General features: G+C 40.3%; 18 protein-coding genes. 9 read left to right on the forward strand and 9 right to left on the reverse strand.

From position 1 onward, the window contains the following. Nucleotides 1–340 precede the first annotated feature (340 nt). Complete coding sequence (gene ushA / locus ACHSBP_RS02500; protein WP_395388119.1) at nt 341–1,909, reverse strand: bifunctional UDP-sugar hydrolase/5'-nucleotidase UshA; 1,569 nt, start codon at nt 1,907–1,909, stop codon at nt 341–343. Nucleotides 1,910–2,170: 261 nt separating this feature from the next. Between ushA and ACHSBP_RS02505 the strand changes: the two genes are divergently transcribed. The 6 genes from ACHSBP_RS02505 to ACHSBP_RS02530 all read left to right on the forward strand — a co-directional run bounded on the left by ACHSBP_RS02505 (nt 2,171) and on the right by ACHSBP_RS02530 (nt 9,800). After that, nucleotides 2,171–2,941: a peptidylprolyl isomerase gene (locus tag ACHSBP_RS02505; RefSeq protein ID WP_395388071.1), complete on the forward strand. Its 771-nt coding sequence runs from the start codon at nt 2,171–2,173 to the stop codon at nt 2,939–2,941. A 259-nt stretch (nt 2,942–3,200) separates the two neighbouring features. Continuing rightward, entirely contained in the window at nt 3,201–6,086 is a 2,886-nt protein-coding gene (locus ACHSBP_RS02510; RefSeq protein WP_395388072.1) for an insulinase family protein, read from the forward strand. Between the two features lie 130 nt (nt 6,087–6,216). After that, nucleotides 6,217–7,917 (forward strand): GNAT family N-acyltransferase, encoded by a 1,701-nt coding sequence (locus ACHSBP_RS02515; RefSeq protein ID WP_395388073.1) that lies wholly within the window; start codon nt 6,217–6,219, stop codon nt 7,915–7,917. 52 nt (nt 7,918–7,969) lie between these two features. Continuing rightward, nucleotides 7,970–8,356 (forward strand): MAPEG family protein, encoded by a 387-nt coding sequence (locus ACHSBP_RS02520; protein WP_395388074.1) that lies wholly within the window; start codon nt 7,970–7,972, stop codon nt 8,354–8,356. Nucleotides 8,357–8,387: 31 nt separating this feature from the next. Next, a complete protein-coding gene (gene yghU, locus ACHSBP_RS02525) occupies nt 8,388–9,227 on the forward strand; it encodes a glutathione-dependent disulfide-bond oxidoreductase (protein ID WP_395388075.1) in 840 nt (279 codons plus the stop codon). Between the two features lie 78 nt (nt 9,228–9,305). After that, nucleotides 9,306–9,800 carry a GNAT family N-acetyltransferase gene (locus ACHSBP_RS02530; protein WP_395388076.1) on the forward strand — a complete coding sequence of 165 codons (495 nt, stop codon included), beginning with the start codon at nt 9,306–9,308 and terminating at the stop codon, nt 9,798–9,800. Here ACHSBP_RS02530 and ACHSBP_RS02535 read toward each other — a convergent pair. The 3 genes from ACHSBP_RS02535 to ACHSBP_RS02545 are packed head-to-tail and all read right to left on the reverse strand — an operon-like array spanning nt 9,775 to nt 13,260. Further along, nucleotides 9,775–10,380 carry a membrane integrity-associated transporter subunit PqiC gene (locus tag ACHSBP_RS02535; RefSeq protein ID WP_138633225.1) on the reverse strand — a complete coding sequence of 202 codons (606 nt, stop codon included), beginning with the start codon at nt 10,378–10,380 and terminating at the stop codon, nt 9,775–9,777. The genes ACHSBP_RS02530 and ACHSBP_RS02535 overlap by 26 nt on opposite strands. Before the next feature lie 4 nt (nt 10,381–10,384). Next, nucleotides 10,385–12,040 carry an intermembrane transport protein PqiB gene (pqiB, locus tag ACHSBP_RS02540; RefSeq protein ID WP_395388077.1) on the reverse strand — a complete coding sequence of 552 codons (1,656 nt, stop codon included), beginning with the start codon at nt 12,038–12,040 and terminating at the stop codon, nt 10,385–10,387. Continuing rightward, on the reverse strand, nt 12,037–13,260 hold the full coding sequence (locus ACHSBP_RS02545) for a PqiA/YebS family transporter subunit (RefSeq protein WP_395388078.1): 1,224 nt from the start codon (nt 13,258–13,260) through the stop codon (nt 12,037–12,039). The genes pqiB and ACHSBP_RS02545 overlap by 4 nt, the downstream gene beginning before the upstream one ends. Nucleotides 13,261–13,368: 108 nt before the next feature. Here ACHSBP_RS02545 and ACHSBP_RS02550 point away from each other — a divergent pair, with 108 nt between their 5' ends. After that, complete coding sequence (locus tag ACHSBP_RS02550) at nt 13,369–14,589, forward strand: iron-containing alcohol dehydrogenase (RefSeq protein WP_395388079.1); 1,221 nt, start codon at nt 13,369–13,371, stop codon at nt 14,587–14,589. A gap of 282 nt (nt 14,590–14,871) precedes the next feature. On the opposite strand, the gene ACHSBP_RS02555 is transcribed toward ACHSBP_RS02550, so the two are convergent. Then, nucleotides 14,872–15,162 (reverse strand): type II toxin-antitoxin system RelE/ParE family toxin, encoded by a 291-nt coding sequence (locus ACHSBP_RS02555; protein ID WP_395388080.1) that lies wholly within the window; start codon nt 15,160–15,162, stop codon nt 14,872–14,874. Further along, nucleotides 15,152–15,400 carry a type II toxin-antitoxin system Phd/YefM family antitoxin gene (locus tag ACHSBP_RS02560; RefSeq protein ID WP_395388081.1) on the reverse strand — a complete coding sequence of 83 codons (249 nt, stop codon included), beginning with the start codon at nt 15,398–15,400 and terminating at the stop codon, nt 15,152–15,154. The genes ACHSBP_RS02555 and ACHSBP_RS02560 overlap by 11 nt, the downstream gene beginning before the upstream one ends. A gap of 187 nt (nt 15,401–15,587) precedes the next feature. On the opposite strand from ACHSBP_RS02560, the gene ACHSBP_RS02565 reads away from it, so the two are divergent. After that, nucleotides 15,588–16,589, forward strand: coding sequence for a DUF2314 domain-containing protein (locus ACHSBP_RS02565; RefSeq protein WP_395388082.1), 1,002 nt, complete (start codon nt 15,588–15,590; stop codon nt 16,587–16,589). A 269-nt stretch (nt 16,590–16,858) separates the two neighbouring features. On the opposite strand, the gene ACHSBP_RS02570 is transcribed toward ACHSBP_RS02565, so the two are convergent. Then, nucleotides 16,859–18,214: a hypothetical protein gene (locus ACHSBP_RS02570; protein WP_395388083.1), complete on the reverse strand. Its 1,356-nt coding sequence runs from the start codon at nt 18,212–18,214 to the stop codon at nt 16,859–16,861. Nucleotides 18,215–18,343: 129 nt separating this feature from the next. Further along, the gene (locus tag ACHSBP_RS02575; protein ID WP_395388084.1) at nt 18,344–20,971 is read right to left on the reverse strand and encodes a TonB-dependent receptor; all 2,628 of its coding nucleotides are present in this window, start codon (nt 20,969–20,971) and stop codon (nt 18,344–18,346) included. Between the two features lie 123 nt (nt 20,972–21,094). On the opposite strand from ACHSBP_RS02575, the gene ACHSBP_RS02580 reads away from it, so the two are divergent. Further along, nucleotides 21,095–23,146 carry a winged helix-turn-helix domain-containing protein gene (locus ACHSBP_RS02580; protein ID WP_395388085.1) on the forward strand — a complete coding sequence of 684 codons (2,052 nt, stop codon included), beginning with the start codon at nt 21,095–21,097 and terminating at the stop codon, nt 23,144–23,146. Nucleotides 23,147–23,175: 29 nt separating this feature from the next. Here the strand turns inward: ACHSBP_RS02580 and ACHSBP_RS02585 are convergent, their stop codons facing one another. Further along, nucleotides 23,176–24,561, reverse strand: coding sequence for a TonB family protein (locus ACHSBP_RS02585; protein ID WP_148665282.1), 1,386 nt, complete (start codon nt 24,559–24,561; stop codon nt 23,176–23,178). Nucleotides 24,562–24,737 lie beyond the last annotated feature (176 nt).

Consider the following 24,737-nt stretch of genomic DNA (forward strand, 5'->3'; position numbering starts at 1 on the left):
GCGTTTAATCTTTATTGTCCCAATTTAGTAAAACCGAGTAGACGTGATGCAATAATATGGGCTCTATCATTTTAACGATTGTTATTTGTTAGGTTTTTTCGCTGTTAGCAACTTCAATTTTTACTTTGTTAAGCGTGATAAATACTATTTGAGGATCATTCGAAGTTAGCTCCGGTAGCTAAAATATCTAATTTGGTTTTTATGTTTCTAGTTAAGTGGAATACTCAAACCAATTAAAAACACTTATCTTCGTAGTAGGGGCCAAGCTTGGGAACACACGCTTTATACTATGAAAGGTAAAAGACGTAAGTGTTAGCTTACGTCTTTTAGCAGGGAGGTTTTAAATCTTAGTGGCATCAACCGGAGAGTTTTGCAAAAAGTAATTTTTCAATACTTCAGCGTCAATTGTGTCGGTTGCAACAAAATGCGGGTGTTTTGTCATATTCGGGTAGCCATCACCGCCTGCTGCATTATAGCTATTGAGTGTAAAACGATAGCGTTTATTGGCATCAAAAGGTTTGTTACCAATACTAGTTATGGTTAACTCATCATTTTCTTTTTTAAATTCGATGCCATAAAACTGGCAGTAGGCGCCTGAATCCGGTGGAAAACTGGCAGCTAAACTGATGTAATCAACCAGTTCTTGGCCTTTTAGTTCAAGATAGGTAATGCGGTTTTTAAATGGGTGAACCTGCAAAATATCTTTGTAGCTAACATCGCCCGCTTTAATTGAATCGCGAATACCACCACCGCTTATGATACCGAAATCTGCACCAACACTTTCACTTTGTGCTTTTGCAATCAAACGGCCTAGATTGGTTTGCACAAAGCGAACTTTATTACGCGAACCTTCTAAATCACCGATTAATTCACCGATCGGCTGTGAAATTTTTGCTGAACCTTTCTCTTGGTACGGTGTTAAAAATGCGAGCATTTTAGGATCTTCCGGGATCTTTTCTGATGCAAGCTTTTTGACGGTTTGACCATCTTGCTTTGTCTCGCGCAGCATATTAACCGGAATAAGCTCATAACTTAGTAGTGTAAGCGCGTTGTTTTTCAGTGAAAACTCAGCTTTACCAACATACTTACCCCATTCATGCGCTTGCATAATCCATGTGCCATTTTGACGATCTGGACGGCATTCATCGCCTGGTAAAAAGTCGCTATCAGCAGTATTGTCACCTTCCATACAAACAGGCTCTTGTGAATGTCCACCAATAATAAGGTCCAACGCACCTGCATTTAGTGTACGAGCCAAAGTCACGTCGCCTGGCGCGTTAATGCCATGTTTAGCATCAACGTAATGCCCCATGTGCGTTACGGCGATTGTAATATCGGGTTGGTAGGTTTTTTCGAGTTTTTCTAGTAAAGGAGCTGCAGCATCTGAGGGTGTACGAAATTCAAAATGACCTACATAATCAGGGTTTGCGATTTTAGCCGTATCGACTGTGGTTAAACCAATTACCGCAATTGTTAAATCGTCACGTTTAATGATTTGGTAAGGCTGGTATGCATGCTCCCCCGTTTTTTTGTTAAATATATTGGCCGAGAGCAGCGGAAAGTTTGCCCACGCAATTTGTTTATCTAGAATGTCTAGTGAATTATCAAACTCGTGATTACCGATAGCCATGGCATCGTAGCCAATTAAGCTCATGCCTTTAAAATCTGGTTCAGCGTATTGTAAATCGGATTCAGGTACCCCAGTATTTATGTCACCACCTGATAACAACAGCACTTGATGATTTTTCGCTTTTGCCTCAGCACGTAAACGGTCAATAAGCGTTTTTCTCGCCGACATACCATACTCACCTTGCTCATTGCGCCAAAAGCGTCCGTGGTGGTCATTGGTGTGCAAAATGGTGAGCTTTTGCTCGTTATTTGTCGCGTAGCTGTTGTTCATAAACAGCATAGAGAGTGCTAAAAAAGTGAAAGAGCGCACAGTAATCATTATAAATTTCGGCAGTTAATTAACAAACGCTATTATTCTAACCATCACAATAAAATTATGGGCGGACAATTGTCCGGTTATGTGGGCCGGAATCGCAAAACCTCGTAATTATTGTTAAAGGAGTGTTATTAATTGTAATTCTCACGTGAGTTTTATAGCCATGTAGGCAAATAATCGGTAAGCTGCTGTCGATAAAAATTAACAAAATATTCACGGGAAATTATGGACAAGCTAAAACTATCTCTCTTAGCTGCAGGCTTATTTGCGGGCGCTGCGCAGGCAACGATTGTTGAGGTTCAAACTACACAAGGCAACTTTCAAATAAACCTGTTTGATGAAACTACCCCAAAAACAGTCGAGAACTTTCTAAAGTATGTTAATGACGAGCGCTTTAATGAAGTGGTTTTTCACCGTTTAATAACGGACTTCGTGCTGCAAGGTGGTGGCTACACCTATGACGGCAGTAAGTTTTTACCTATCGATACCTATGGTACCGTGGTAAATGAGCCCGTTTATTCTAACGTACGTGGTACTATTGCCATGGCAAAAGTAGCTAACAACCCTAATAGTGCGACAAGTCAGTGGTTTATCAACCTTAAAGATAATAGCGGTAACTTAGATACACAAAATGGTGGTTTCACGGTGTTTGGCCAAGTAATTGGTGAAGGCATGGATTTAATTGACCAGTTATCTAATTTTGCGTGTAATGAATACCCACTCGTAAATACAACGGAAGAGCAGTGTACTGACCTTAAAAATGGCAATGCATCGCTCGGTGCTGAACGTTTAATTACCATCGAAAATGTCACGATTATTGATAGTAACAGTGACACCGCAAGTGATTTAACACCAAAGGAAAATACGTTGATAAAAGAGCCACCAAAGCCTCCAGTAACGTCGGATGATTCAGGTGGTAGTTTTGGCGCATTATTGGGCTTAATGGTGAGTGCGTTAATTTTGCGACGCAAGCGCAAGCCTATGTTAGCGCGCTAACGCAAAATCTCATTTGTTGACAAACCGTTACAAATAATACAATTAAAGTATTGCATTTAACCACTGCTTTTTTATAGTGGAATAAATGTATATCAATTCACTTAATTGATTAATCATTCTAGCGGGCTAACTTTTATGCTTCAGCGTTTAATTTATCCAATGCGCTAGGTGATTACCTATTTAGTAGAATTGGTATTAAAAAACGCTCTATGACAAGACACTAGAGCGTTTTTTGTATTTATAACTCTAGGGAACCATTATGAAAAAAGCACTTAGCCTAAGTGCATTAGCACTTGCTGTTTTAGTTGGCTGTAATGCAACTAACCAAGCTAATACCTCTTCGAATAATCCAAATCTTTACGCAGAATCATTGGTTGTTAGCCCGAACGATAACCGCGAATACAAAACATTAAAATTAAGCAACGAGATTGAAGTTGTTTTAGTGTCAGACCCAAGTGTTGATAAATCTGCTGCAGCGCTCAGTGTGGGTGTTGGTTTATTGCATGATCCAATGACACAACAAGGTATGGCGCATTATTTAGAGCATATGTTGTTTTTAGGCACTGAACGTTTTCCTGATACTAACGAATATTCAGAGTTTATGACCAAAAATGGTGGTGCTCATAATGCATATACTTGGTTAGATATTACCAACTATATGTTCAAAGCGAACAACGATGCATTTGAAGAAGGGCTTGATCGTTTTTCTGATTTCTTTAAATCACCGAAGCTTTATCCAGAGTATACCGACAAAGAAAAGAACGCTGTAAACGCTGAATGGTCAATGCGTCGCGAGCTTGATTTCTTTGGTCAGTTCAAACTGGCTCGTAAAATGATGGGCGAACACCCGGCAAACCGCTTTTTAATCGGTAATTTAGAAACCCTTGGTGATAAAGAAGGCAGCAAGCTACACACTGAAACCGTTGCCTTTTTTGATAAATATTATTCATCAAATATCATGAAAGTAGCATTACTTAGCAATAAGCCACTTGCTGAGATGGAAGCGCTAGCGAATAAATACTTTTCAGATATTAAAAATAAAAATATTGAAAAGCCGAGTGTTACGGCAAAAGTTGATTTAACAAAAGTTGGCGGTAAAAAGGTATTTTATAAGCCAAACAAAGACGTTAAACAGTTAACACTCGACTTCACAATCGAAAACAATAGCGACCAATTTGCGCTTAAACCAAATCGTTTTCTGTCATACTTAATTTATTCAGAAATGCCGGGCACACCTGCTACGTTATTACGTGAAAAGGGTTGGATCTCAGATCTCGGTGCTAATGCATCACCTTCACATTATGGTAACTATGGTACGTTCTCAATTGATGTCACGTTAACGGATAGTGGTATGGAACACCGTGATGAGATTGTTGCCATTATCATGCAGTACATCGACCTTATTCGCGAAAAAGGCGTTGATAAAAAGTACTTTGATGAAATCAGAACATCACTTAATAACCAGTTCAAATTCTTAGAAAAAGGCGATGAATTTGGTTATGTATCTAACCTTGCAGGCGCAATGCAAGTTTATCCAACGAATCATGTGATTAATGCACCATATTATTATGGTCAGTTTGACGAAAAAGCAATTGAACACGTGCTTGATCAACTTACACCTGAAACGTTAAAAATTTGGTACGTAAGCCAAAAAGAAGAAACAGACAGTACACTTCATTTCTATGATGGTAACTACCGCATTGCTGATATTTCACAAGACGAAATTAACAGCTGGAAAGCACCAACAAACGTTGCAATGAACTTGCCTGCAGTAAATCGTTTATTGCCAGAAAGCTTTGATTTAAAAGCCGCGAGCGATGAGATTAAAGAGAAGCCGCAACTTGTTCACGACACTAAGCATATTAAAGTATGGCAGTTTGCGAGCAAAAACTTCTCGCACCAGCCAAAAGGCATGCTGAAAGTGTATATTAATAACCCAGAAACGCTTAGCGATATGGACACAGCGATTCTATTATCAGTTTGGCAAGACTTATACAGTAAGAATGTCGTTGCATTGAATACAGAAGCAGGTGTGGGCGGTATGTCTATGAGCCTTTCTGATTCAAACGGTGTGGTATTCACTGTAAATGGTTTTACCGACAAACAAAGCGAATTAATTGTAGCCGGTATGAACGAGTTACGAGTTGCGCCAACTGAGCTTGAGTTTAACCAAGCGAAAGATCGTTTCTTACGTGCCGTTGCAAACAAGAGCAAAAACTTCCCTTACAGCCAAGCATTCAATGCGTTTTATAAAGTAACAAGCCAAGGTAGTTATGAAGACGCCGCACTGATTGAACGTGCTAAGTCGCTTTCAATTAGCGACTTAAACAAAGTAATGCAGCAGGTACTTACTAATAACCAAGTACGCGTATTTATGTTTGGTAACTACGACCAGAATGACGTGAAAACCGTTGTATCTAGTCTTGAACAAGCGCTACCTAACGACGTGACAATAACACAATACGTGCGTGCGAAAGCGTGGTTACCAAAAGCTGGTCAAGTATTTAGCGTACAACGTGATATTGACGTAGCCGATGTAGCCTTAGTTGATATGCATATGCACCCAGTAAAAGGTAAGAAACAAGAAGCGCAAGGGCTTGTTTTACAAGGCCACTTTAGCAATAAAGTATTCGATAAATTACGTACCGAAGAGCAACTGGCGTACGCCGTAGGTGGCTTTAGCACCACGCTTGACGACTATGTTGGTTTTGGTATGTATATTCAAACACCAGTTAAAGGCCCAGGTGAAATGCAGGCGCGTTTCGATGAATATAAGCTTCAGTACAAAAAAGAGCTCGATGCAATTAGCGAAGAGACGTTTGCGCAACTTAAAAATGCGGTCCTGATCAAGCTAAACGAGCAGCCTAAAAACCTAGGTGATGAATTAAGACCATACTTATCAGATTGGTATGAAGAAAACTTTGATTTCAACTCAAAAGCTGAGCTGATTAAAGAAGTAGAACAAGTAACACTTGCTGATGTGAAAGACTTTTACGCAAAAACGGTACTTAATAAAGATGCAGCGCGCTTAAACGTGCAAATGCGCGGTACTAAATTTGCGGACAAGGCATTTGGCAAAATCGATAATCAGACGATTATTTCTGATTTTACAAATGCAGGTCAGGTACTTGATTATCAAAAGTAATTGATAGTTTTTTGTGAAAGGCGAGCAAATGCTCGCCTTATTTATGCGTCACAATTGTTCAATATAAACTCAATATTCGCGTCACATTTGCTTCATATGCTGAACTTAAAACAGCTTTATGGGCAATGTTATGATCCATGTCGACCAAGTAATCGCAAAACAATTTCCGCAACTTATAAATAACCCTTTGCTTTATAAATCAAGCAGCAAATTATTAAAAAATTTAATGCACGAAGGGGATTTTCATCAATTTGAAAATGATTTTCCGCATTTGTCAGGGCTTGATTTTGTAGAGCAAGTACTTGATTATTTTGATGTTAGTTATTCGGTGCGAGATAGCGAAAAGCTGCATATTCCTGCTTCCGGACGTTTGGTGATAATCGCTAATCACCCAATTGGTTCACTCGATGCATTGGCATTGATTAAGTTAATTAGTGAAGTGCGTAGCGATATTCGCGTGATGGCAAACCAACTGCTTTATAGCTTAGCGCCGCTACAAGAAATGTTAGTGCCAGTTGATAACATTAAAGGCACAACCAGCAAAATTACTGTTAATCGTATAAAAGAGCATTTGAGCCATGAAGGTGTGTTGCTGATCTTTCCTGCTGGTGAAGTATCGCGTTTAAGGCCAACAGGGGTGCGCGATACCTTTTGGCAAAAAGGTTTTTTGAAAATCGCAAAAGCGTATCAAGCGCCCATACTGCCAATGCATGTTGATGCTAAAAATTCCCCCATGTTTTACAGTGTTTCAATGCTTTATAAACCGCTTGCGTCGTTCTTGTTAGTGAATGAAATGTTTAAGCAACGCAAACGTAATTTTCCTATACGCATCGGCGCGCTTATTCCACTTAGTGCGTTTGCTGATTCACCGCTTCACGATACCCAATTAACTAAACTGTTCAAAAAACACATTTATGCCATTGGTGATGGTAAACCAGGCTATTTTCAAACTGAAAAATGCATTGCCTTGCCAGAGAACAAAGCAAATTTGAGCCGCTTAATTCGTGAAAAATGTAAATTGCTTGGGGAAACCCATGATGGAAAAATGATCTACTTGTATCAGCATGGTGATAGCTGCGTAATTATGCGTGAAATTGGCCGCTTACGTGAAATCGCGTTTCGTGCGGTGGGTGAGGGCACAAACCAAAAGCGCGATATAGATAAATACGATAGCGATTATTTACATCTGATTTTGTGGGACAAAGACGAATTAGAAATTGTCGGCGCATACCGTTTTGGTCGTGCTGATGTTTTAACACACAATGCAAAAAGCGCCGGGTTATACTCGTCAACGCTGGTGAATTACAAAGACGAAATGGCTCCTTATTTTGCAAAAGGACTCGAACTTGGTCGCAGCTTTGTGCAGCCAAAATACTGGGGCAAACGCAGCTTAGATTATTTATGGTTTGGTATAGGCGCGTATTTGCAACATCATCCTGAAATTCGCTATCTATTTGGCCCTGTTAGTATAAGCGGTACGTTACCTGAACCTGCAAAAGATCAGCTAGTAAGCTTTTATTCCCATTATTTTGCTCATCAAAGCACATTAGCAACATCAAACAATCCGTATCGCTACACAAACACGCATGAATTGCCAAATTACACAAACGACTATAAAGAAGACTTCAAAGCACTCAAAAGCACATTGGCAGAGCAAGGTGTAGCGATCCCCACTTTATACAAACAATATACCGAGTTGTGTGAGCCTGGTGGCGTTAAGTTTTTGTGCTTTGGTGTTGACCCAGACTTTAACAATAGTGTTGATGGCCTTGTTTTAGTTGATTTAAATACGTTGAAACAAAACAAACGAAAACGTTATTTAAATCAGTAGATTTAACAGCAGGAATATGTCAGGTTAATAAGAAAACAAAAAGGGTTTTGTTGTGATATCTGTTATTCCTCTTTATGCGGCGCTGCTAGGCTTAATTTACATTTATTTGAGTGTAGCAACGCTAACGCGCCGCAAAAAAATTCTTGTCGCGTTAGGCGATGGTGGTGACAAACTGCTGCAAAAGAAAATGCGAGCGCACGGTAACTTTCAAGAATACGTACCAATTAGTTTAATATTAATCGGATTTGCCGAATACTTAGGTGCTGCATCACTGTTTGTTCATGGATTAGGTGTTGCAATACTTGTTGGGCGTATTTCTCATGCCTATGGTGTCAGCATGTTACATGAAAAATTAGTGTTTCGCGTAACTGGCATGGCATTAACCTTCTTATCTATCTTGCTTAGCAGTATCGCAATACTCTATCTTTTATATCGTTAACAAATCGCCTTAAAATTCAGTGAGGTTAGTTATGGCTAATAATCAATATACGCCGCCAAAAGTGTGGCAATGGCAAGCGGGAAACGGTGGCAAATTTGCTAATATTAATCGTCCTGAGTCAGGCGCGACACACGATAAAACCTTGCCTCAAGGAAAACATCCGTTGCAACTTTATTCACTTGCTACGCCAAATGGTGTAAAGGTGACGATTCTGCTCGAAGAACTAATTGAAGTGGGCATACAAGACGCTGAATACGATGCGTACTTAATTGATATTATGGAAGGCGAACAGTTTAGCTCAGGCTTTGTTGAGATTAATCCTAACTCTAAAATTCCTGCGCTGCTTGATACCTCCACATCACCAGCAACACCTGTGTTTGAATCAGGCGCGATTTTGCTTTACCTCGCTGAAAAATTTAATTGTTTTATTCCGCAAAATGCAAATGACAGGGCGAAATGTTTATCTTGGCTATTTTGGCAAATGGGCAGCGGCCCCGCATTAGGTGGCGGGTTTGGTCATTTTTATGCGTATGCACCTGAGCCACTGGAATACCCAATTAACCGATTTACTATGGAAGTAAAGCGCCAATTGGATCTACTAAACAAACACTTAGCAAACAATAAATACATGTGTGGTGACACCTACACAATTGCTGATATGGCAATTTGGCCGTGGTACGGTGTATTAGTGCGCGGCGATTTATATGACGCTGCTGAGTTTTTAGCGGTAGATGAATACCCACATTTAAAGGCATGGGCAGACCGTATATTTGAACGACCAGCTGTACAACGTGGCCGTAGAGTAAACCGCAGTTGGGGCGATGAAAGTGAGCAATTGCACGAGCGCCATAGTGCGGACGATTTTAATTAAACCGTAAAGGTTAATACGCCCTAGTTATATTTAAAATAAAATTGTATATTTTATTTATTTTCAGTTGTAAGGATAAATGTGAAAAATATCGCGCTACAAGAATTAACCACTGCCGATGCTGAGTTCATTTTTATGTTAGTAACGCAAGCGAGTTTTAAAGAGCACATTGGTGATAAAGGGGTGTATGACCTAACCAGTGCTGCAAAACACCTTGAAGAAAAGTACATTCAGCCCTACCAGCAATATGGCTATGGGTTATGGGGTATAAAAGATCTCGACCGTAATTGTTTTGTTGGCGTATGTGGCTTAGTAACACGCCCTGATTTTGACATTCCTGATCTTGGCTATTCGTTACTTGATGAGTTTACAAAGCAAGGTTATGTGGCAGAGGCCGCGCGCAAAACCATTGAATGTGCCCGCAATAAGCACGGCTTTGACACATTAAATGCCATTACTTCACCCACTAATAACGCGTCAATTAATGTGCTTGAAAAACTTGGCTTTAAGTTTATTAAGCAATTTGAACTTGCCGGTTACGAAGGGGTTTCTAACCTTTATCAATTAGCGCTTTAAGCTCAGTTGCAACCGCGTTGTTGACATTGTTCCATGCACTATTTAACGCGCCAACAAGCGGGCCGTAGCCGTCATCGTCAAGCGATACGGCTTGATTAAAGCCTTGGCTATACACGATAGTGGCCGAGGTATGCTCAAGTTTATATACCGTCACTATGCCCGCTATTACACCTTCGCCGTTTTGGTTCGCTTGAAACTTAGTCAGATAATAATCTACGCGAAAGGTTGGTAACGTGGCATTAATTGCAGATTCTAACTGTAGGGGAATAACGCGGCTTTGCGACAACTGATTATCAAGATTAACCACGCTTGCTTGCAATAACAATTCACTGGGACTGCTGCTCCACAAATGGCCGTTGGCGCTTTGGATTTGCAATGGCGCAACCTCTACTGCAATACCGCGGTTGGCAAGATGCCCGGTTAACTTAGGGTTACTGACAATGATATTAGCGCGCGCTTGTTTGCCTAATTTATTTGGCGCAAATTCACCGCCATCAAGCTGGTAATAACTAATAGTGTCAACTTGGCTGCTACACCCGCCCAATAATAAAAAAAGAACTGAAACCAGTAAAATACGCATTGTGTTATTGTTTCCTTGGGGTTGGATCGGTTGCCAATTGTTTATCAAAAATAAACATATTAGGTTGCTCGTTTAAGCCTTTTGACAATGGCTGCAATTGCTCTGCTAACTGTTTTAACTGATCAAGTGTGCTGTTTAATTCGTGATAAATAGCTGAACCTTTTTCGTAATCTGACATGGTTTTTTCAAACTGCAACATGGTTTCATCAAATGTCGCCATCGATTTTTCTACTTGCGCTAAGGTTTCATTAAACTCATTAGGCAGAGATTGTGTGTCTTTACGATTTAACAGTTCGCGCAGTTCAACGGCGAATGTGTTGTATTCGTTCATTGTTTTATCAAAACTATTAAGCGGTGTTTGCATATCTAAATTATTAAACTTCGCTAATAATTCTGATACTTGGTTCGCCATTACGCTAAAGCCACTTGAGGTGCTTGGAAACACTTTTAAGCCAGCAAATTCAGATTGCTGAAATGGCTTAACATCTTGGTATAAATCAAAATCGATATAAATTGAACCCGTGAGTAAATTACCGGTTTTAAGGGATGCTCTTAAGCCTTTTTCAATCCAGCCATCTAGGCTATTTTGCCAGAACTCTTTGGCAATTTTGGTATCGTGGAAGATACGCTTATATTCAATTTTAATCTTAACCGGTACAGCCGTGCTGTCAGTTGAAAAATGGGCAGGGCGATTATCAATCACTAACATCGCAGGTGCTTCTTCAACGGTGCCAATTCGAATACCGCGATATTCAACTGGCGCACCCGGCGTTAAGCCGCGAATTGATTGCTCAAACTGAATAACATAGTAATCGTACTCATCGTAGCGATGTTCTAATGCTTTTTGGTAATCGCTGTTTAGTCTGAATGTTTGGTTTTGCTTAGCTAAAGCATCGGGTTTTTCGCCTTCAGGAATAGCAAACGAAATACCACCTTTCAGCATTTTTGCCAGTGAACTGGTTTTAAAATTAATCCCGTCAGCCGATAGGTCAACTTCAATCGCTGAGTTTACCCAAAATACCACATTTTCTGTGACCAAATTTTCATAAGGTGAGCGAATAAAAATGCCATAGCGCATAATCTGCTGTTGCCAATCAAACTTAGCCGTTTCAACTTGTCCAACACTGTAGCCGTTATAATAAATTGTGGTACCGACATCGATTACATTGGTATTTTTACTGGTAAGCAAATAGCGCTGACCTTTTATGTTATCGGGAATTTGGGGCGGCGTATCAAGTAGTGTAAATTGACGAGTTCTGGCATCACTTTCACCCGGTAAAAATTCAAAATAAACACCCGATAACAAGGTGTTTAACCCAGAAATACCGGTTTCGTCGATGCGCGTTTTAACAATCCATATTTTTGCGTCTTGATTAAGTAAATGCTCGTAATCTTTATCAATTACCGCGCGCGCAACAACTGTGGTTTGATCTTCAGCAAGGCGCACTTGGGCAATGACACCCATTTTTACGCTGCGTACTTTAATTTCTGTTTTGCCGGGGATCACGCCTTCTGCGTTTGGCATGGTAATGTAAATAGTCGTGCCTTGGCTTTGTTGGTATTGATAAAACATCCAACTTGCAACAAACACAGCAATAAGTGGAATGATCCAGATAGGTGAGAGCGTTCGCTTTTTACTAATAGCGGCAGTAGGGCTCATTCAGAAAACCTCTTTTTATCCCAGATTAAACGTGGGTCGAATAGTTGCGCAGCAATCATAGAGGTGATTACCATAATTGCAAAAAAGATTGCACCAACACCAATTGTTATCGACATTAAAACGCCTAATTGTACTAATGAAACTAAAATAACTACAACAAACACATCGATCATTGACCATTTACCAACAAGCTCTATTAAAACATAAGCACGTGCTGCTTGTTTTCTACTAATGTGTTGTTTTTTTGTAACTAAATAACACAGCCAAAATAATACAAACAATTTGCCGATAGGAATACAAATACTGGCTATGAAAATAATGATAGCGATTGGGTACGAGCCAATCTGCCACAGTGTAAAAACACCATTAAGAATAGTGGACGGTTCGTCAATTGAGAAAATCCAAGTGTGCATTATCGGGAAAAAATTCGCTGGTATATAACAAATTAGCGACGTGATGGTAAATGCTAAAACCCATTGAATATGTTGTGTATTGCGTACCGACGTTTTGCTATTACAGCGCGAACACGTATCGTCGTAAGTTAATAACTGACAAACATGACACGCCCGCAAATTTTGGTTTTTAGCGCGCGAGCCTAAACTTTCATTAATTGCTATTTTGTTTTGGTCGGCGAGTTGTAACCACAAACTATGGCTGTCGTAATAATATAGCGTGAGCGAGTAACACAGCACAAAAGCGGAAAACGCCCAAAAACTCAAACCAAAGGTAATTTCAGCCATTGCCATAATTTTAATCATGCTGATCAGCACGCCAATTAGGAATATTTCCGACATAACCCAAGGTTTTAAGTAGTAAATCGTTTTTAAGCAAAATCGCGAAAGCGGCTTAGGTAGCACATACAAAGCCCCCATATGAAGCGGAATAAACAGTGTTAATAACACAAAAGGCAAACCAATAATGGTGATATCAATTAGTGCGGCGACGAAAAAGTTATCTTGATAAAACAATATTTTTGCTGCGTCGAGCAAATTGATGGTTTGGCTTAACCCTTGATTGCTAAACGAGATAAACGGGTAGAGTAAGGCGCTAAATAGTAAGATAAGTGACGCGATACTAAGCGCAACCACTTTTTGAGCGCGCGCGTTAATTGTGCGGCTTAATAAGGTATGACAATTTGGGCAATAGGCATGCTCCCCATGGCTGAGCGTTGGGATACTGACTATTTGATCGCAGTGATGACACGCGAGTTGTATTTCCATTCAGGTGCTTACTTTGTCTCGTTACTCTTTGATTTTCTTATATCCTTGATTGTAAGGCAAGAAATTGTGCTAGGATATTTGCTCTAATAACAATAAAAGAGTACAACCATGGCGCAATCAATTGGACTGACTAAACGACTGCTGTATCGTTGCTATCACATGGCGTTACGCCTTGCATTGTTTGTTTATTCTATTCCACGACCTAAGTGCTTTAAAAGCGCGCAAATCGATATCTGGCTTGCTGAGCTAAAGCAGCAAAACATTGAGCGTTTACTGGTGGTTACCGACAAAACTTTGCTTTCACTCGGCATAGCAGCGCCCGTGATTACTGCCCTTGAAAGTGCTGGCATTAGTACGTCTATTTATTCAGATATTTTACCTGATCCCGACATTAACGAAATTGAATCGGGTTTTATGCTTTATACACAAGATAAGTGCCAAGGCATTGTTGCAATTGGCGGTGGCTCGGTGATTGATGGCGCAAAACTAATTGGGGTGCGCGCTGCAAAACCACATAAAGCGTTAACGGAATTACGCGGCTTGTTTAAAGTGATGCGCCGTTTACCGCCGCTAACGGCAGTGCCAACTACCGCGGGCACAGGTTCAGAAACAACGGTTGCAGCGGTGGTTTCAAACCGCAAGCAGCAGGACAAATTCGCAATTGCAGATTACTGTTTAGCGCCAAAATACGCGTTATTAATGCCTGAATTAAGCCAAGGCTTACCGCCATTTATTACCGCTACAACCGCTATGGATGCGTTAACGCACGCAGTAGAAGCATTTATAGGTATTAACGGTACGCAATTTACTAATCAAAAAGCGTTAAGCGCATGCAAACTTATTTTTGATAATTTTCCATTAGTAATGCAAGAGCCAAGTAATATTAAGGTACGAGAAAACCTGCTAAACGCATCCTTTTATGCGGGCGAAGCGTTTACTCGCACATCGGTCGGGTATGTGCATGCCATTGCCCATCAGCTTGGCGCGAAATATCATGTCGCCCATGGCCTTGCTAATGCTGTATTGCTGGATGTGGTGTTAACGGAGTATGGCGAGACAATACATGATAAATTAGCACTTATTGCTGATTATTGTGAGCTAGGTGATAACAAAATTGACGATCGCTCACACAAAGCAGCGCTGGTAATTGAAAAAATACGTGAATTAAAAGAATTGGCGAATCTTCCAACCAAAGTAGATGAGCTTGATGCTAAGGATATCCCAGATATAACGACCGCAGCGATGAAAGAAGCACACCCCGAGTATCCTGTGCCAGAATTTTGGTCAAGCAACCGGTTTGATCACGTTTTACAGCAAGTTTTAACGTAAAGCTCTGGGCGACTCTTTATATTATATTGTTATTGGTTTTAAAGGGTATGTGTTAGGTGTTGAGCGAAGAGGAGTTGTTGAATAAATTACTCCGTACACATACAGAACTCTTTGTTGTTACAAGTAAAAAACTAAGCCTGTTTTTGTAACTTATAAAATGTTAATTTTCAGCTAACTAATAACAACTAATTATTAGTGTTATAAATCGCTTTAAAATGTAAACAGACGAAGTTGCGGTAGAAAAAGAAGCAACTTGCCTCTTAATAAATAGTTATACCGCAATTAATCATCGAACCTTTTCATGGCTTTACGGTAAACATCGCTACGTTCGCGTTTCCCGACAGCTAAGACGGTTACAATGATGACATCGTCTTCAACTTTGTAAACGAGACGGTAGCCCGATTGACGCAACTTTATTTTATACATGTTGTCAGCTCCAGAAAGCTTTGAAGCCGGAACATGTGGGTTATCTAAGCGCTCGATTAGCTTTTTCTTAAATTGTTGTTGCAGAGTAGAGCCAAGCTTTTTCCACTCTTTGAGTGCGCTCTTTTTAAAGTTGAGTTTATAGCTCATCAATATTTACCAAAAGGCTCTCTTCAGGCTCACGCTCTTTAGCGATAGCTAGTAGTTCAAGATCTTCAAGTCTGTCCATCATCATTTCGTACGCTTCGGCAGGTACGCAATAAAATGCTGGTTCATTTCGGTTTAGTACAGCAACAGGTTCGCCGTAAGCGCTAGTTGCAACTTTCATAGGGTTAGCTTTCAACTCAGTAATGCTTGCGGCAACATCGGCTAAAATTCTAGTGGTCATATAACAGGTCTCTTAAATGGTCTTTATGTTGGTCATTTTAGCCTTAACCAAGCGGTATAACAAGGCGTTTAACATGATTTCCCAACGCTCGGCATTTTCGGTTTGCTTCATCTTTGGTGTTTACGGCACAATACTTTAAATGTAGTGGTATGCGTTGCTAACCACTTAACGCGGCGTTAGGTTTCCAATGAAGTATTTTTTAATCATCACGGCTTTTGTAACTGCAATTATTGCTATAAAAGGAGAGACATGGGATGCATCACAGACTGGAATTAAAAGAGTTACAAAAACTGGCTGGTTAATTTTCTTTTTTGCTTTAATCTCTGCTTCTATCTCCATCTATGTCGAGTATTCAGAACAAAGTGTAAAGCATAAAAAACAGGCTCAGAGTGAGCATAAAAGATTTCATACGATGGAACGGTTAGTATATGATTTTCATCAAATTGAACTACTAGCTTTTGAATTTGAAAAGAGTGAAGATATTTCTCAAGTTATACGTAAAGTCCAACTACATACCAAGTTTATAAAAGATTCAATTGAGCTTAATTTAAGTCTATTAACGCCAGAAGAGTTACAAAACTTTGAAGATTTTATTCGTTTATCAAATGAAGAGATCGAGGAAAGAAAATTAGGCGCAGACTTTATGAATAATATCCCTATGCCGGAATTAGCTAGATATTCAAGGGAAATTAGGTTTCGGTTGTGCAAACCTATACTTAGTGAAAGTTATTATTGTAATTATCTACAGGCTAGCCCAACTGCTAATGAATTTTTTGCCTATGAAGACCCAAAAATGCTTGTAGCAATGTCCCAGGCAAAGAAAACTCTACCTGAGTTATTAAATAAAATACCGGAATTAAGAAGCCAAAATATCGAATTGCAGGTCAAAGTAGCAATACCTGTAGGTGATGGTTCTCGTGAACATATGTGGTTAGGTAATGTTAGTTACATAAATAGTAAGATTGTTGGTGAAATAAAAAATCATCCAGTTGAGGCATTACATGTCAGATTTGGACAACATTATACAGCTAGGTTTGAAGACGTATCGGACTGGATGGCGATAAAAAACGGAGTAGTTCACGGCGGGTATATGTTGAGGGTAAATTTAAGTAGGATGTCTGATTATGAATTGGATAGGTTCTTTAGTAGTTATAAATATGAAATACCTAAAGAAATTTTAGAGCTTTAATTTCGAAACCTAGCAATTTAGTCAAAAGGAAGCAAAACTCTTGGCTTTTGCTCCTGCGTCGTTAATTATAACCGACTATTGTAAGCCCATTAATATGGGCGTTATGAATGACAGTTAATAGCACCTAGTCTCCTGCCATACTTGATTACTTCTTTTAGACAACTTTGGTAGTTCAAAATCAAATTTTATTAGCGAGTAGTTAATATCAAACGCGGCGCATAGTTTTTTATACGATTGCGCCGCGATTGATTAACGTTTATAAGCTAAGGTTACTGGGCAAGGGTTTTTAGTTGAGTAATTTTATAGCCGCTTGTGGCGTTCGAATCTTCTTCCAAAATCAAAATGTAATTACCGGTTTGTGAAAAGTCGATATCTGCCATTTGTAAAACACTGATAGTTTGGTTGTTTACTTCATAAGTGACGGTTACATCGTAACTTTGCGAATCTAACGCCAGCGATTTTGTCGCGAATGCGTCAATGTTTTTGATGTAGCTTGTGGTGTCGTCAATGGTTTCATTACCCTCAGTAAAATAGATATCGACTTTGGCGATATTTGTATCATATGGAGAGTGATCAATCAGGTTAACAACCTGCACATTATGCGATACCGCGTTTGGCGTTAAATCCTCAGTAATTGATATCATTGCAGGGTAATCGTCAGTATGTTGATAGAAAATACTGATAAGAGAGGTGTTTTTGTTTACTGCCTCAACAAAATTATTCACGATAGGGTTATTTGAGCTATCTAACATCGACAGGGTAAAGGTACCTGCGTTCGCTGGAAAATAATCGGTTACTGTGTCGGATGGGGTTGCTGGCGTTGTAATATCGTCTTTGGTGCTAAGTGCATTAAAGGTAACGGCTGCGTACTCATCAATCGCGTTGTAAAAACGCATTTGCGACATGGCATCAACATGGGTGAGCGAGGTAACGCTTGACCCATCAGAGACTAAATCAACTGTAATGCCACCTGGTTGCGATGAAAAACTCGGGCGCAACATGGCAATGTAGCTTTGTTCATCATCAAGCTCCACCATACTCGATTGAAAAATAACCTCATCGCTGCCAGCGAGGGTGATGTAAAAGGTGTAATGATCTTCGCTTTTTACTTGTAGCTCAGGTAGTGCTAAATATTGGGTTGAAGTTAATAGCTCGGCATCCACAAAAGCGTAATCGTCTTTAGCAAGGTAAATATCGTATTCTTGCTGATCTGAAATGGTATTAATGGCGCTGATTTGAATTTTGTCTTCGCCGTCAAATTCACTAATTGCAAATTCGTCAATGCGTGGCTCGTTGTAGTCGCCCGATAAGACTTTTAGCAGCTTTACATCGCTTTTAATGGCAAGTGTGTCGTCGTCACTCAGTAGCGGTATATAGTCATCGTTATCGTTTAAATAAACGTAGTTTAACGTGTAGTCGTCACGGTTATAGTTATGGCGGGTGGTTACTTCACCAAACGTCGCACCGGTGCGTACGGTATTGTCGATTTCGAGATAAACCGTTGGGCTATTGGCACTGGCATTATACATTTGTACGAAACCTGTGCCGGATGAATCGTCACTGCTACCGCAGGCTGCAAGCATAGAAATGGCGAGAAACAGCGTTGTATTTTTAACATTTATCATTATTGTTTTTCCATGAGTTGGGTTGTTATCTACCCTGATTATGTCATGGGAAAATCAATGCTATAACCATTTTTACCTACTATTACAATGGGTTACAATAAGTCACTTGAGTAACATATTCTCACAGTTTTAGTAAGTAAAACGTACCCCTACATAAAAGCGCCTGCCGTTACGATAAACCGCTTTTGGTGAGTAATGACTGCCTTCGTAGAGGTAGCTAATTTCGTCACCGAGGTTTAGCCCTTCAAGATTAAGCGATAAATTCGGATTAATATGATAGCTAAATGTGGCGTCAATTTGCGAAAAGTCGTCTTGCATTTCAAGGCCAACGCCGGTGGCGAATTCTGTGCGATAGTTGTGGGAAATACGGGCACTCAGCCATTCATTCTCAAAATAACCGGTTAAGTTAAAGGTATGCTCTGAGGTGCCCGGAATAAATGCTTGCTGCGTGGTGTTACCATCGCGTTTACCATCAACAAAGGTGTAGTTTGTTATAATGCCAAGGCCTTGTAAAAACTCATGTTGATAGCTCAATTCGATACCCCAAACATTACCGCCTGCGCCGTTAATCGGTCGGTCAATGGTCATTAGTATGTCTTCGTGTACTTCTAATTGACGTTTAAACTCGATAAATGATTTAACGTCTTTGGCAAACGCTGCAACCGATAGCAAACCAATGTCTGAGAAATACCACTCGAGAGACATATCATATTGAGTCGCGCGATATGGGTCGAGGTCGGGGTTGCCGCCTTGTCCTTGCGCTTGTGTAACGTTGTAATTGGTTGATGGCATTAAATGATTGTATTCGGCGCGTGCCATAACTTTTGCAGCAGCAAAGCGAAATGCCAGGTCGCGTTTTAAGTCAAAATTTAAATTTAAGCTTGGCAGAATATCCGTGTAATGTTTGCTTTGCGCTTGCCACACAAAGTTAGTTTGCGCACTACTGGGCGATGCGATTTGCTGATAGGCGCCCGCATCTTGAATGGTATTAACAATGCGCACACCCACATTAGCGCGGAATAAATCAGTAAGTAAATTTAGCTTGGTGTATAAAGCACTGGTTTGTTCTTGAATATCAAAGCGACTGGCTTGCTCTACCTGCTGTTCAAACGGGTAATCGCGGCAGGCGTTTGCAAGAGATTGAGTATCGGCAAATGCATAGTGCTTAAGTGTTTCGTCAGAACCAATGCCGTGTAAATAGTCTTTCGGAAAGGGCGCACTAAAATTTGCGAGCGTCCAATCGAGCGTATCTTTAATATTGCTGTAACTGCCATTATTTGAACGTAAGCGTTCAAAATCACGTTGGTGATTGCGATATTTAATGCCAAAATCAACACTGTCTATAAGATTATGAATAAGCGCCTTTGAAAAGTCAGCTTGTAAATACCACTCTTGATCAACGGAGTGCTGAGAGTCGTTTCTAACTTCGCTTATCCACCAGTTTTCAGCTTGATTTGGATTGAGTTCATAGTGGGTTTTAATGTCGCGTTTGTTTCGGGTATCGACGCTAAATCCCGAATTTGCTGACCACTGCGATGTATTGTCGTCGTACGTACCGCCGCTACCGCGGGTAAAACCGAGCTGGTATTCATTTTGCCATAAGTTAACAGATTGCATGGCTTTAACGTTAATACTGTTAGTCTTAATGGTTGATTGACGCCAAATTGCTTCCATTGAGGTACTAAAGGGCTCGGTATTTGCGGGGTCTACCTTCGAGTAATCGGCGTACGCTAGGGTATTATTGATGATTTGATAGTCGTTAATTACGCCACCGCGCGAGAATACGTTTGACGGTTGCCACAAAAAATTTTGATTCGTGTTGTCTGCTTCTAACTGTGAATACAAGGCATCAAATTCAAATTGCCACGTGGCACTTGGCTGATAATCAATCGCCATGGTTGCGCTGGTACGCAAGCGTTCTTGTTGAAACACCGCAGAGCCGCCACCACTTGGGGTCCAAATGTTTTTTATGTCAGCGCTGTCATGGTCGCTGTATGTTAATTTGCCATCATCGCGTTTTTTAAAGTGTGCTTGATGCCAACCCCAAGACTCCAAACCATCTCGGCGCAAGGTGCGCTGCTGGCGGTTTAACGTAAACAACATACCAAAATCTCGATTACTGTTTACATAGTTATAAAAGGCAGCAAGTTGCGGGTCGAGCTCGTTTGATAAGTCGCTATATTGGCTTTGCAGCGTGACAATAAATTGGGTGTCGGTCGTTAGTGGCCTATGGGTTTTTATATTAATCGCTCCGCCAAGAGAACCTTCATCTTGGTTCGCTTGTGGCGTTTTAAACACCTCTAATTTGCTAACAAGTTCAGCGGGTAACATGGTGTAGTTAAAGCCACGATTTGGCTGCGATGAAATCCACCAATCCGCTGAAGCGATATTTTGACCGTTTAAAAACGTTCTATTTTGCCCTGGTGTCGTGCCGCGCACACCAATACGCTCGCCTTCGCCCATCACACGCGTAAGCGAAATACCGGTAACACGCTGAAGCGCTTCAGCAACGTTTTTGTCGGGAAATTTCCCGATTTCTTGGGCACTCAGAACATCGCTAATTGCCGAGTGTTGTTTTTTATCGGCAAGTGATTGCAATAAGCTCTTGTGAATGCCACGTATTTCAATGGTGTCGAGATCGATGTCGGGAGTATTTGCAAACGCGCCGTTAGAGAGAAACGCAGTTATCGACGCCAAAGACATTGCGCGTAATTTAAAGCGAAGGTGTTGTGCCTGTTTATTATTGTGTGTTTGCATATGCTCCCCTTTGCACTTTAAACGACTGAATTATATGAACTGCGTGTATTTACTGAGCGATTGTTAACGCTTAAAATGCAATCACCATAATACTGTTATACGTGCTATAAGGCTAGACTAATTTTGTCACTCACTTCGTTACCTAACTCATTAATTCAAATAGACAAAATTTTAGTTGATTTCAGCGCAATGCGAATTAAACGAGCGGGTACATGGCATAAGGTTGAAAGCAAGCAGCTGATATTGTTGGCGCTACTGATTGAACAACAAGGGCAGGCAATATCGCGAGATGACTTACTCGATAAAATTTGGCCAAATGTGATTGTTAGCGATAACTCGCTTAGTAAGTTGGTAACACAGTTGCGCAAAACGATCGGTGATGATCGTAACGAACAAGGTATTATTCGTACCGTACCGCGCGTAGGCTATCAGTTAATTGCTACTGCAACACAGGTTGAACAAAAAGCGTTATCGTTTAAGCAGCAAAATGTCGCGATTGTGGGGGCAATATGTTTAATGTTAGGTGGATTATTTAGCTTACTGCTTTCGCATCTGAGTAAGCCTTATGCGCTTGGCGATGATTATACCGAGCGACGCATTACTCAGCGAGGTGGTGTGGAGCAGGGCGCGTCTTTTTCAAATGATGGGCGATTTATGGTGTTTAACTATCGCGCAATTGGCAAAAGCAATACCGACTTAGCGGTGATGGACCTACAGCAACACATTTCCCATGTTATTAAAAATGCCAATTACTCTGAGCAACGCGGTGTATTTTCCCCTGATCAAAAATGGTTGGCGTATATTCGCAACGACGCGTTGCAATGCAATATTCGGGTGATATCAACGGCTAGTGCGATAGAAACATGGCGTTTATCACTCGATAGTAAATTAGCAGATTGCCCGTCTGGTTTGCATAAGATGGCATTGAGTTGGCCGCAAGATAACCTACTGATAGCTCACTTTAATCACAGTGTGGTGCGTTATTCATTAAACTTTGAACCGTTTCCTCGAGCGGTTGATAGTCCAAACGTGATTGTTGAGAATGTTGATGAATTAAGTGTGACTGATAATCAATTATTCACACTTAATACGGCGACAAATACCGTGGAAAAACGCGATTTTCATGGCAAACTTTTGACAACGCTGTCTCATGAAGAGCGCGGTATTAAAAAGCTCGCGGCCGACAATAACACGCTGTGGCTTGTATCCAATAAGTTAGCTTTTTATAAACACAATAATCGTATTGGCGCTATGAATATTGAGGGTGGCGATATTGATGAAATCAGCATTAATAGAAAAAATGGTGATATTCTATTAAGTAAAAGCCAGTCAAATACGGGGCTATTTTCGATTTCATCCAATCGTGTTGAACAACTTGGTTCGTCAATGAATGCGGTACGTGCGCCGGTTGTATCGTACACAGGTAACAAGTACGCATTTTTAACCTTAAATAAACGCTTAAATAAGGCTGACGTTTGGCTTAGCCATGTTAATAGTGACAGTGTGCAGTTTATTACGTCGCTTTCAAATTCTAACGTGCCAGAACTGATGTCGTTTTCACCAAACGGTAATTTTTTACTTTTAGGCTATTTAGATTCCCATCTTTCGCTGATTGATTTAACAACTAAAAATAGTATTACCATGGCACAAGGGCAGTTTGACAATGTGTATTGGCAAAAAGAAGGCGATGGTGTGTTCTATGCGAAAAACGATGGCAATAGCAGCAATAATTGGTATTTTGACTTGTCTACCGGATTAGCGCAGCCGAACGCGCAAACGTTAGCATTAGATTTTATGCTTGCTAATAAAGAATACCGAACGCTTATGACAACGGGCTTTCGAAATTATGCTAATCATGTGGCTAAGTATTTAGCTGAACGTGTTTTTGACCCCTTGCTAATTGATAATATTTTACCTTCAAGCCAATTATTCACACCATCCGTCTATCGAGACGGTATTTATTTTATGGTTAAAAAAGGTGAAACCTTATTATTGTTTGATTATCAATTTGAAAGCCAAGAATATCGTGAAGTTGCAGATTTAAGTCAATTTAGTAATGCGCCAGATCATACGCTGACTATTACCAGTTCTCACGATGGTGAGATAGTACTTGTGAATCTCGTTGATAATCTCCAATCAGATTTGGTTTTAATCAGTAAAACCACTGATAATTAAGCGATGTGGTAGTAAGGTTAAATCTTAGCTTAAGGTTTAGCAGTAAGCTTTCGTTTCAGTGCTTTCATTTCACTGAGATCAATTTTTTGCGCATTGGCGTTATCAATTGCTCTGTCTAGCTGTTTTTTTGCACTTGAAATGTCATTTTGTTGATAAGAAAGTTTAGCCTTTAAGTACCAGGCTTCGGCGTTATTCGCGTTTTGTTGTAGCACAGAATCGATTTGCTGATGCAGTGTTTTGTATTCGCTTACTGAAATATTAGCTTGGCTAAGAGCCAGTCGGGTGAGCGCGGCTTTTGCAAGCAGATGGCCTTTATCACTTGCTTGGGTTAACCATAAGCGCGCTTTTTCCATATCGTAATGAACTGATTTTTTAACTAATAACTCGATGCCTAAACGGTACTGCGCCGATGCAAAACCATTTTGAGCGCTCAGTAACAGCCAGTTAAGTCCTTTTTTACGGTCTTGGGCGGTTTTATCGCCGGCAAGTAACTGTGTTGCAATACGATATTGCGCGAAGGGATAACCATTTTTTGCAGCATTTAGCATAAGATTTTGCGCTTCGCTTTCTTTTGGCCAATGGTATTTAAGCAATTTAGAGGCGTTGTGTTTATCGGTAGTAAGCCATTGTGCAATGCGGTATTGCCACAAAGCATTGCCATTCTCCGCCTGTTCAATGACTTCAGCAATGTGTTTTTGATATTCACGTTGCTGGCGCGAAAACCCTTGCTGATAACGTTTACCTTTAAATGTGGTGAAGTGATAAAGCAAACTACGACGTTTGATGGGAAGTTGCTCGCTTTGCTTAAAGCGCCAGCGTTTTAACGCCATTAGCATGGCGTTATCAAATGTTTTTTGCGGGTAGCTATCAATGATTTGCGCGTTGACCACGGATCCTGCACCGTCAATATCGTATTCAACCCATACCCATCCTTCAATACCGCGGTCGACCGCGTGTTCTGGATACACAGGATCAACATTAAATGACTTTATTGGTTGAATTAAAGTGTTAAATGTTTCGTTAAATTGGGGTGCTAATGTGTTCACATAGCGTTGATAGCTAAGTTCAGAGTCGAGTTGTTGCTTTGCTTGGTGTAAAGCGTCACTGTTTTGTGTTTGCGTGGCGATGTACTCTGCGGTGTTTTTAGCATCGGTTATTCCGAATTCGCCGGCAAGTGAAAACCATGCATATGCTTTGTTAATATCTTTTTTTAAGCCACGGCCGTGTAAATGCATAACGGCAATATTAAACATTGCATCGCTATTACCAAGTTTTGCAAGCTGTGAAAATTCATCTAAGGCTTTTTGATATTCGCCGTTGGTATAGTTAACTGACGCGCTCAATAAGTCGGCTTTCAAGCCGAAATGCATAAGCGAAAAACACAGTAACAACAATGTCGTAATTAGATAACGCAATGACAAAACCAAATATCGACTAAGGGGTTTAAACGTTTTGCAACGAAAAAACGAAAAAGTGGGTTAAGAATACGCAAACTTACTGCGGAATTGAATTGATATTTCGACTTTTTTAAGAAATTTTAATGGCTTGTAGCGCAATAATTGAAAGCAAAAAAAACAGCGAACATTACATT

This window comes from Pseudoalteromonas sp. XMcav1-K (assembly GCF_044005875.1).
Classification (GTDB): Bacteria; Pseudomonadota; Gammaproteobacteria; order Enterobacterales; family Alteromonadaceae; genus Pseudoalteromonas; species Pseudoalteromonas spongiae.

Coding starts and splice junctions, on each gene's coding strand:
- ushA (WP_395388119.1), bottom strand. CDS start 1,909: ATGCTGTTTATGAACAACAGCTACGCGACAAATAACGAGCAAAAGCTC.
- ACHSBP_RS02535 (WP_138633225.1), bottom strand. CDS start 10,380: ATGCGTATTTTACTGGTTTCAGTTCTTTTTTTATTATTGGGCGGGTGT.
- ACHSBP_RS02515 (WP_395388073.1), top strand. CDS start 6,217: ATGATCCATGTCGACCAAGTAATCGCAAAACAATTTCCGCAACTTATA.
- ACHSBP_RS02570 (WP_395388083.1), bottom strand. CDS start 18,214: ATGATAAATGTTAAAAATACAACGCTGTTTCTCGCCATTTCTATGCTT.
- yghU (WP_395388075.1), top strand. CDS start 8,388: ATGGCTAATAATCAATATACGCCGCCAAAAGTGTGGCAATGGCAAGCG.
- pqiB (WP_395388077.1), bottom strand. CDS start 12,040: ATGAGCCCTACTGCCGCTATTAGTAAAAAGCGAACGCTCTCACCTATC.
- ACHSBP_RS02560 (WP_395388081.1), bottom strand. CDS start 15,400: ATGACCACTAGAATTTTAGCCGATGTTGCCGCAAGCATTACTGAGTTG.
- ACHSBP_RS02565 (WP_395388082.1), top strand. CDS start 15,588: ATGAAGTATTTTTTAATCATCACGGCTTTTGTAACTGCAATTATTGCT.
- ACHSBP_RS02550 (WP_395388079.1), top strand. CDS start 13,369: ATGGCGCAATCAATTGGACTGACTAAACGACTGCTGTATCGTTGCTAT.
- ACHSBP_RS02545 (WP_395388078.1), bottom strand. CDS start 13,260: ATGGAAATACAACTCGCGTGTCATCACTGCGATCAAATAGTCAGTATC.
- ACHSBP_RS02555 (WP_395388080.1), bottom strand. CDS start 15,162: ATGAGCTATAAACTCAACTTTAAAAAGAGCGCACTCAAAGAGTGGAAA.
- ACHSBP_RS02510 (WP_395388072.1), top strand. CDS start 3,201: ATGAAAAAAGCACTTAGCCTAAGTGCATTAGCACTTGCTGTTTTAGTT.
- ACHSBP_RS02505 (WP_395388071.1), top strand. CDS start 2,171: ATGGACAAGCTAAAACTATCTCTCTTAGCTGCAGGCTTATTTGCGGGC.
- ACHSBP_RS02575 (WP_395388084.1), bottom strand. CDS start 20,971: ATGCAAACACACAATAATAAACAGGCACAACACCTTCGCTTTAAATTA.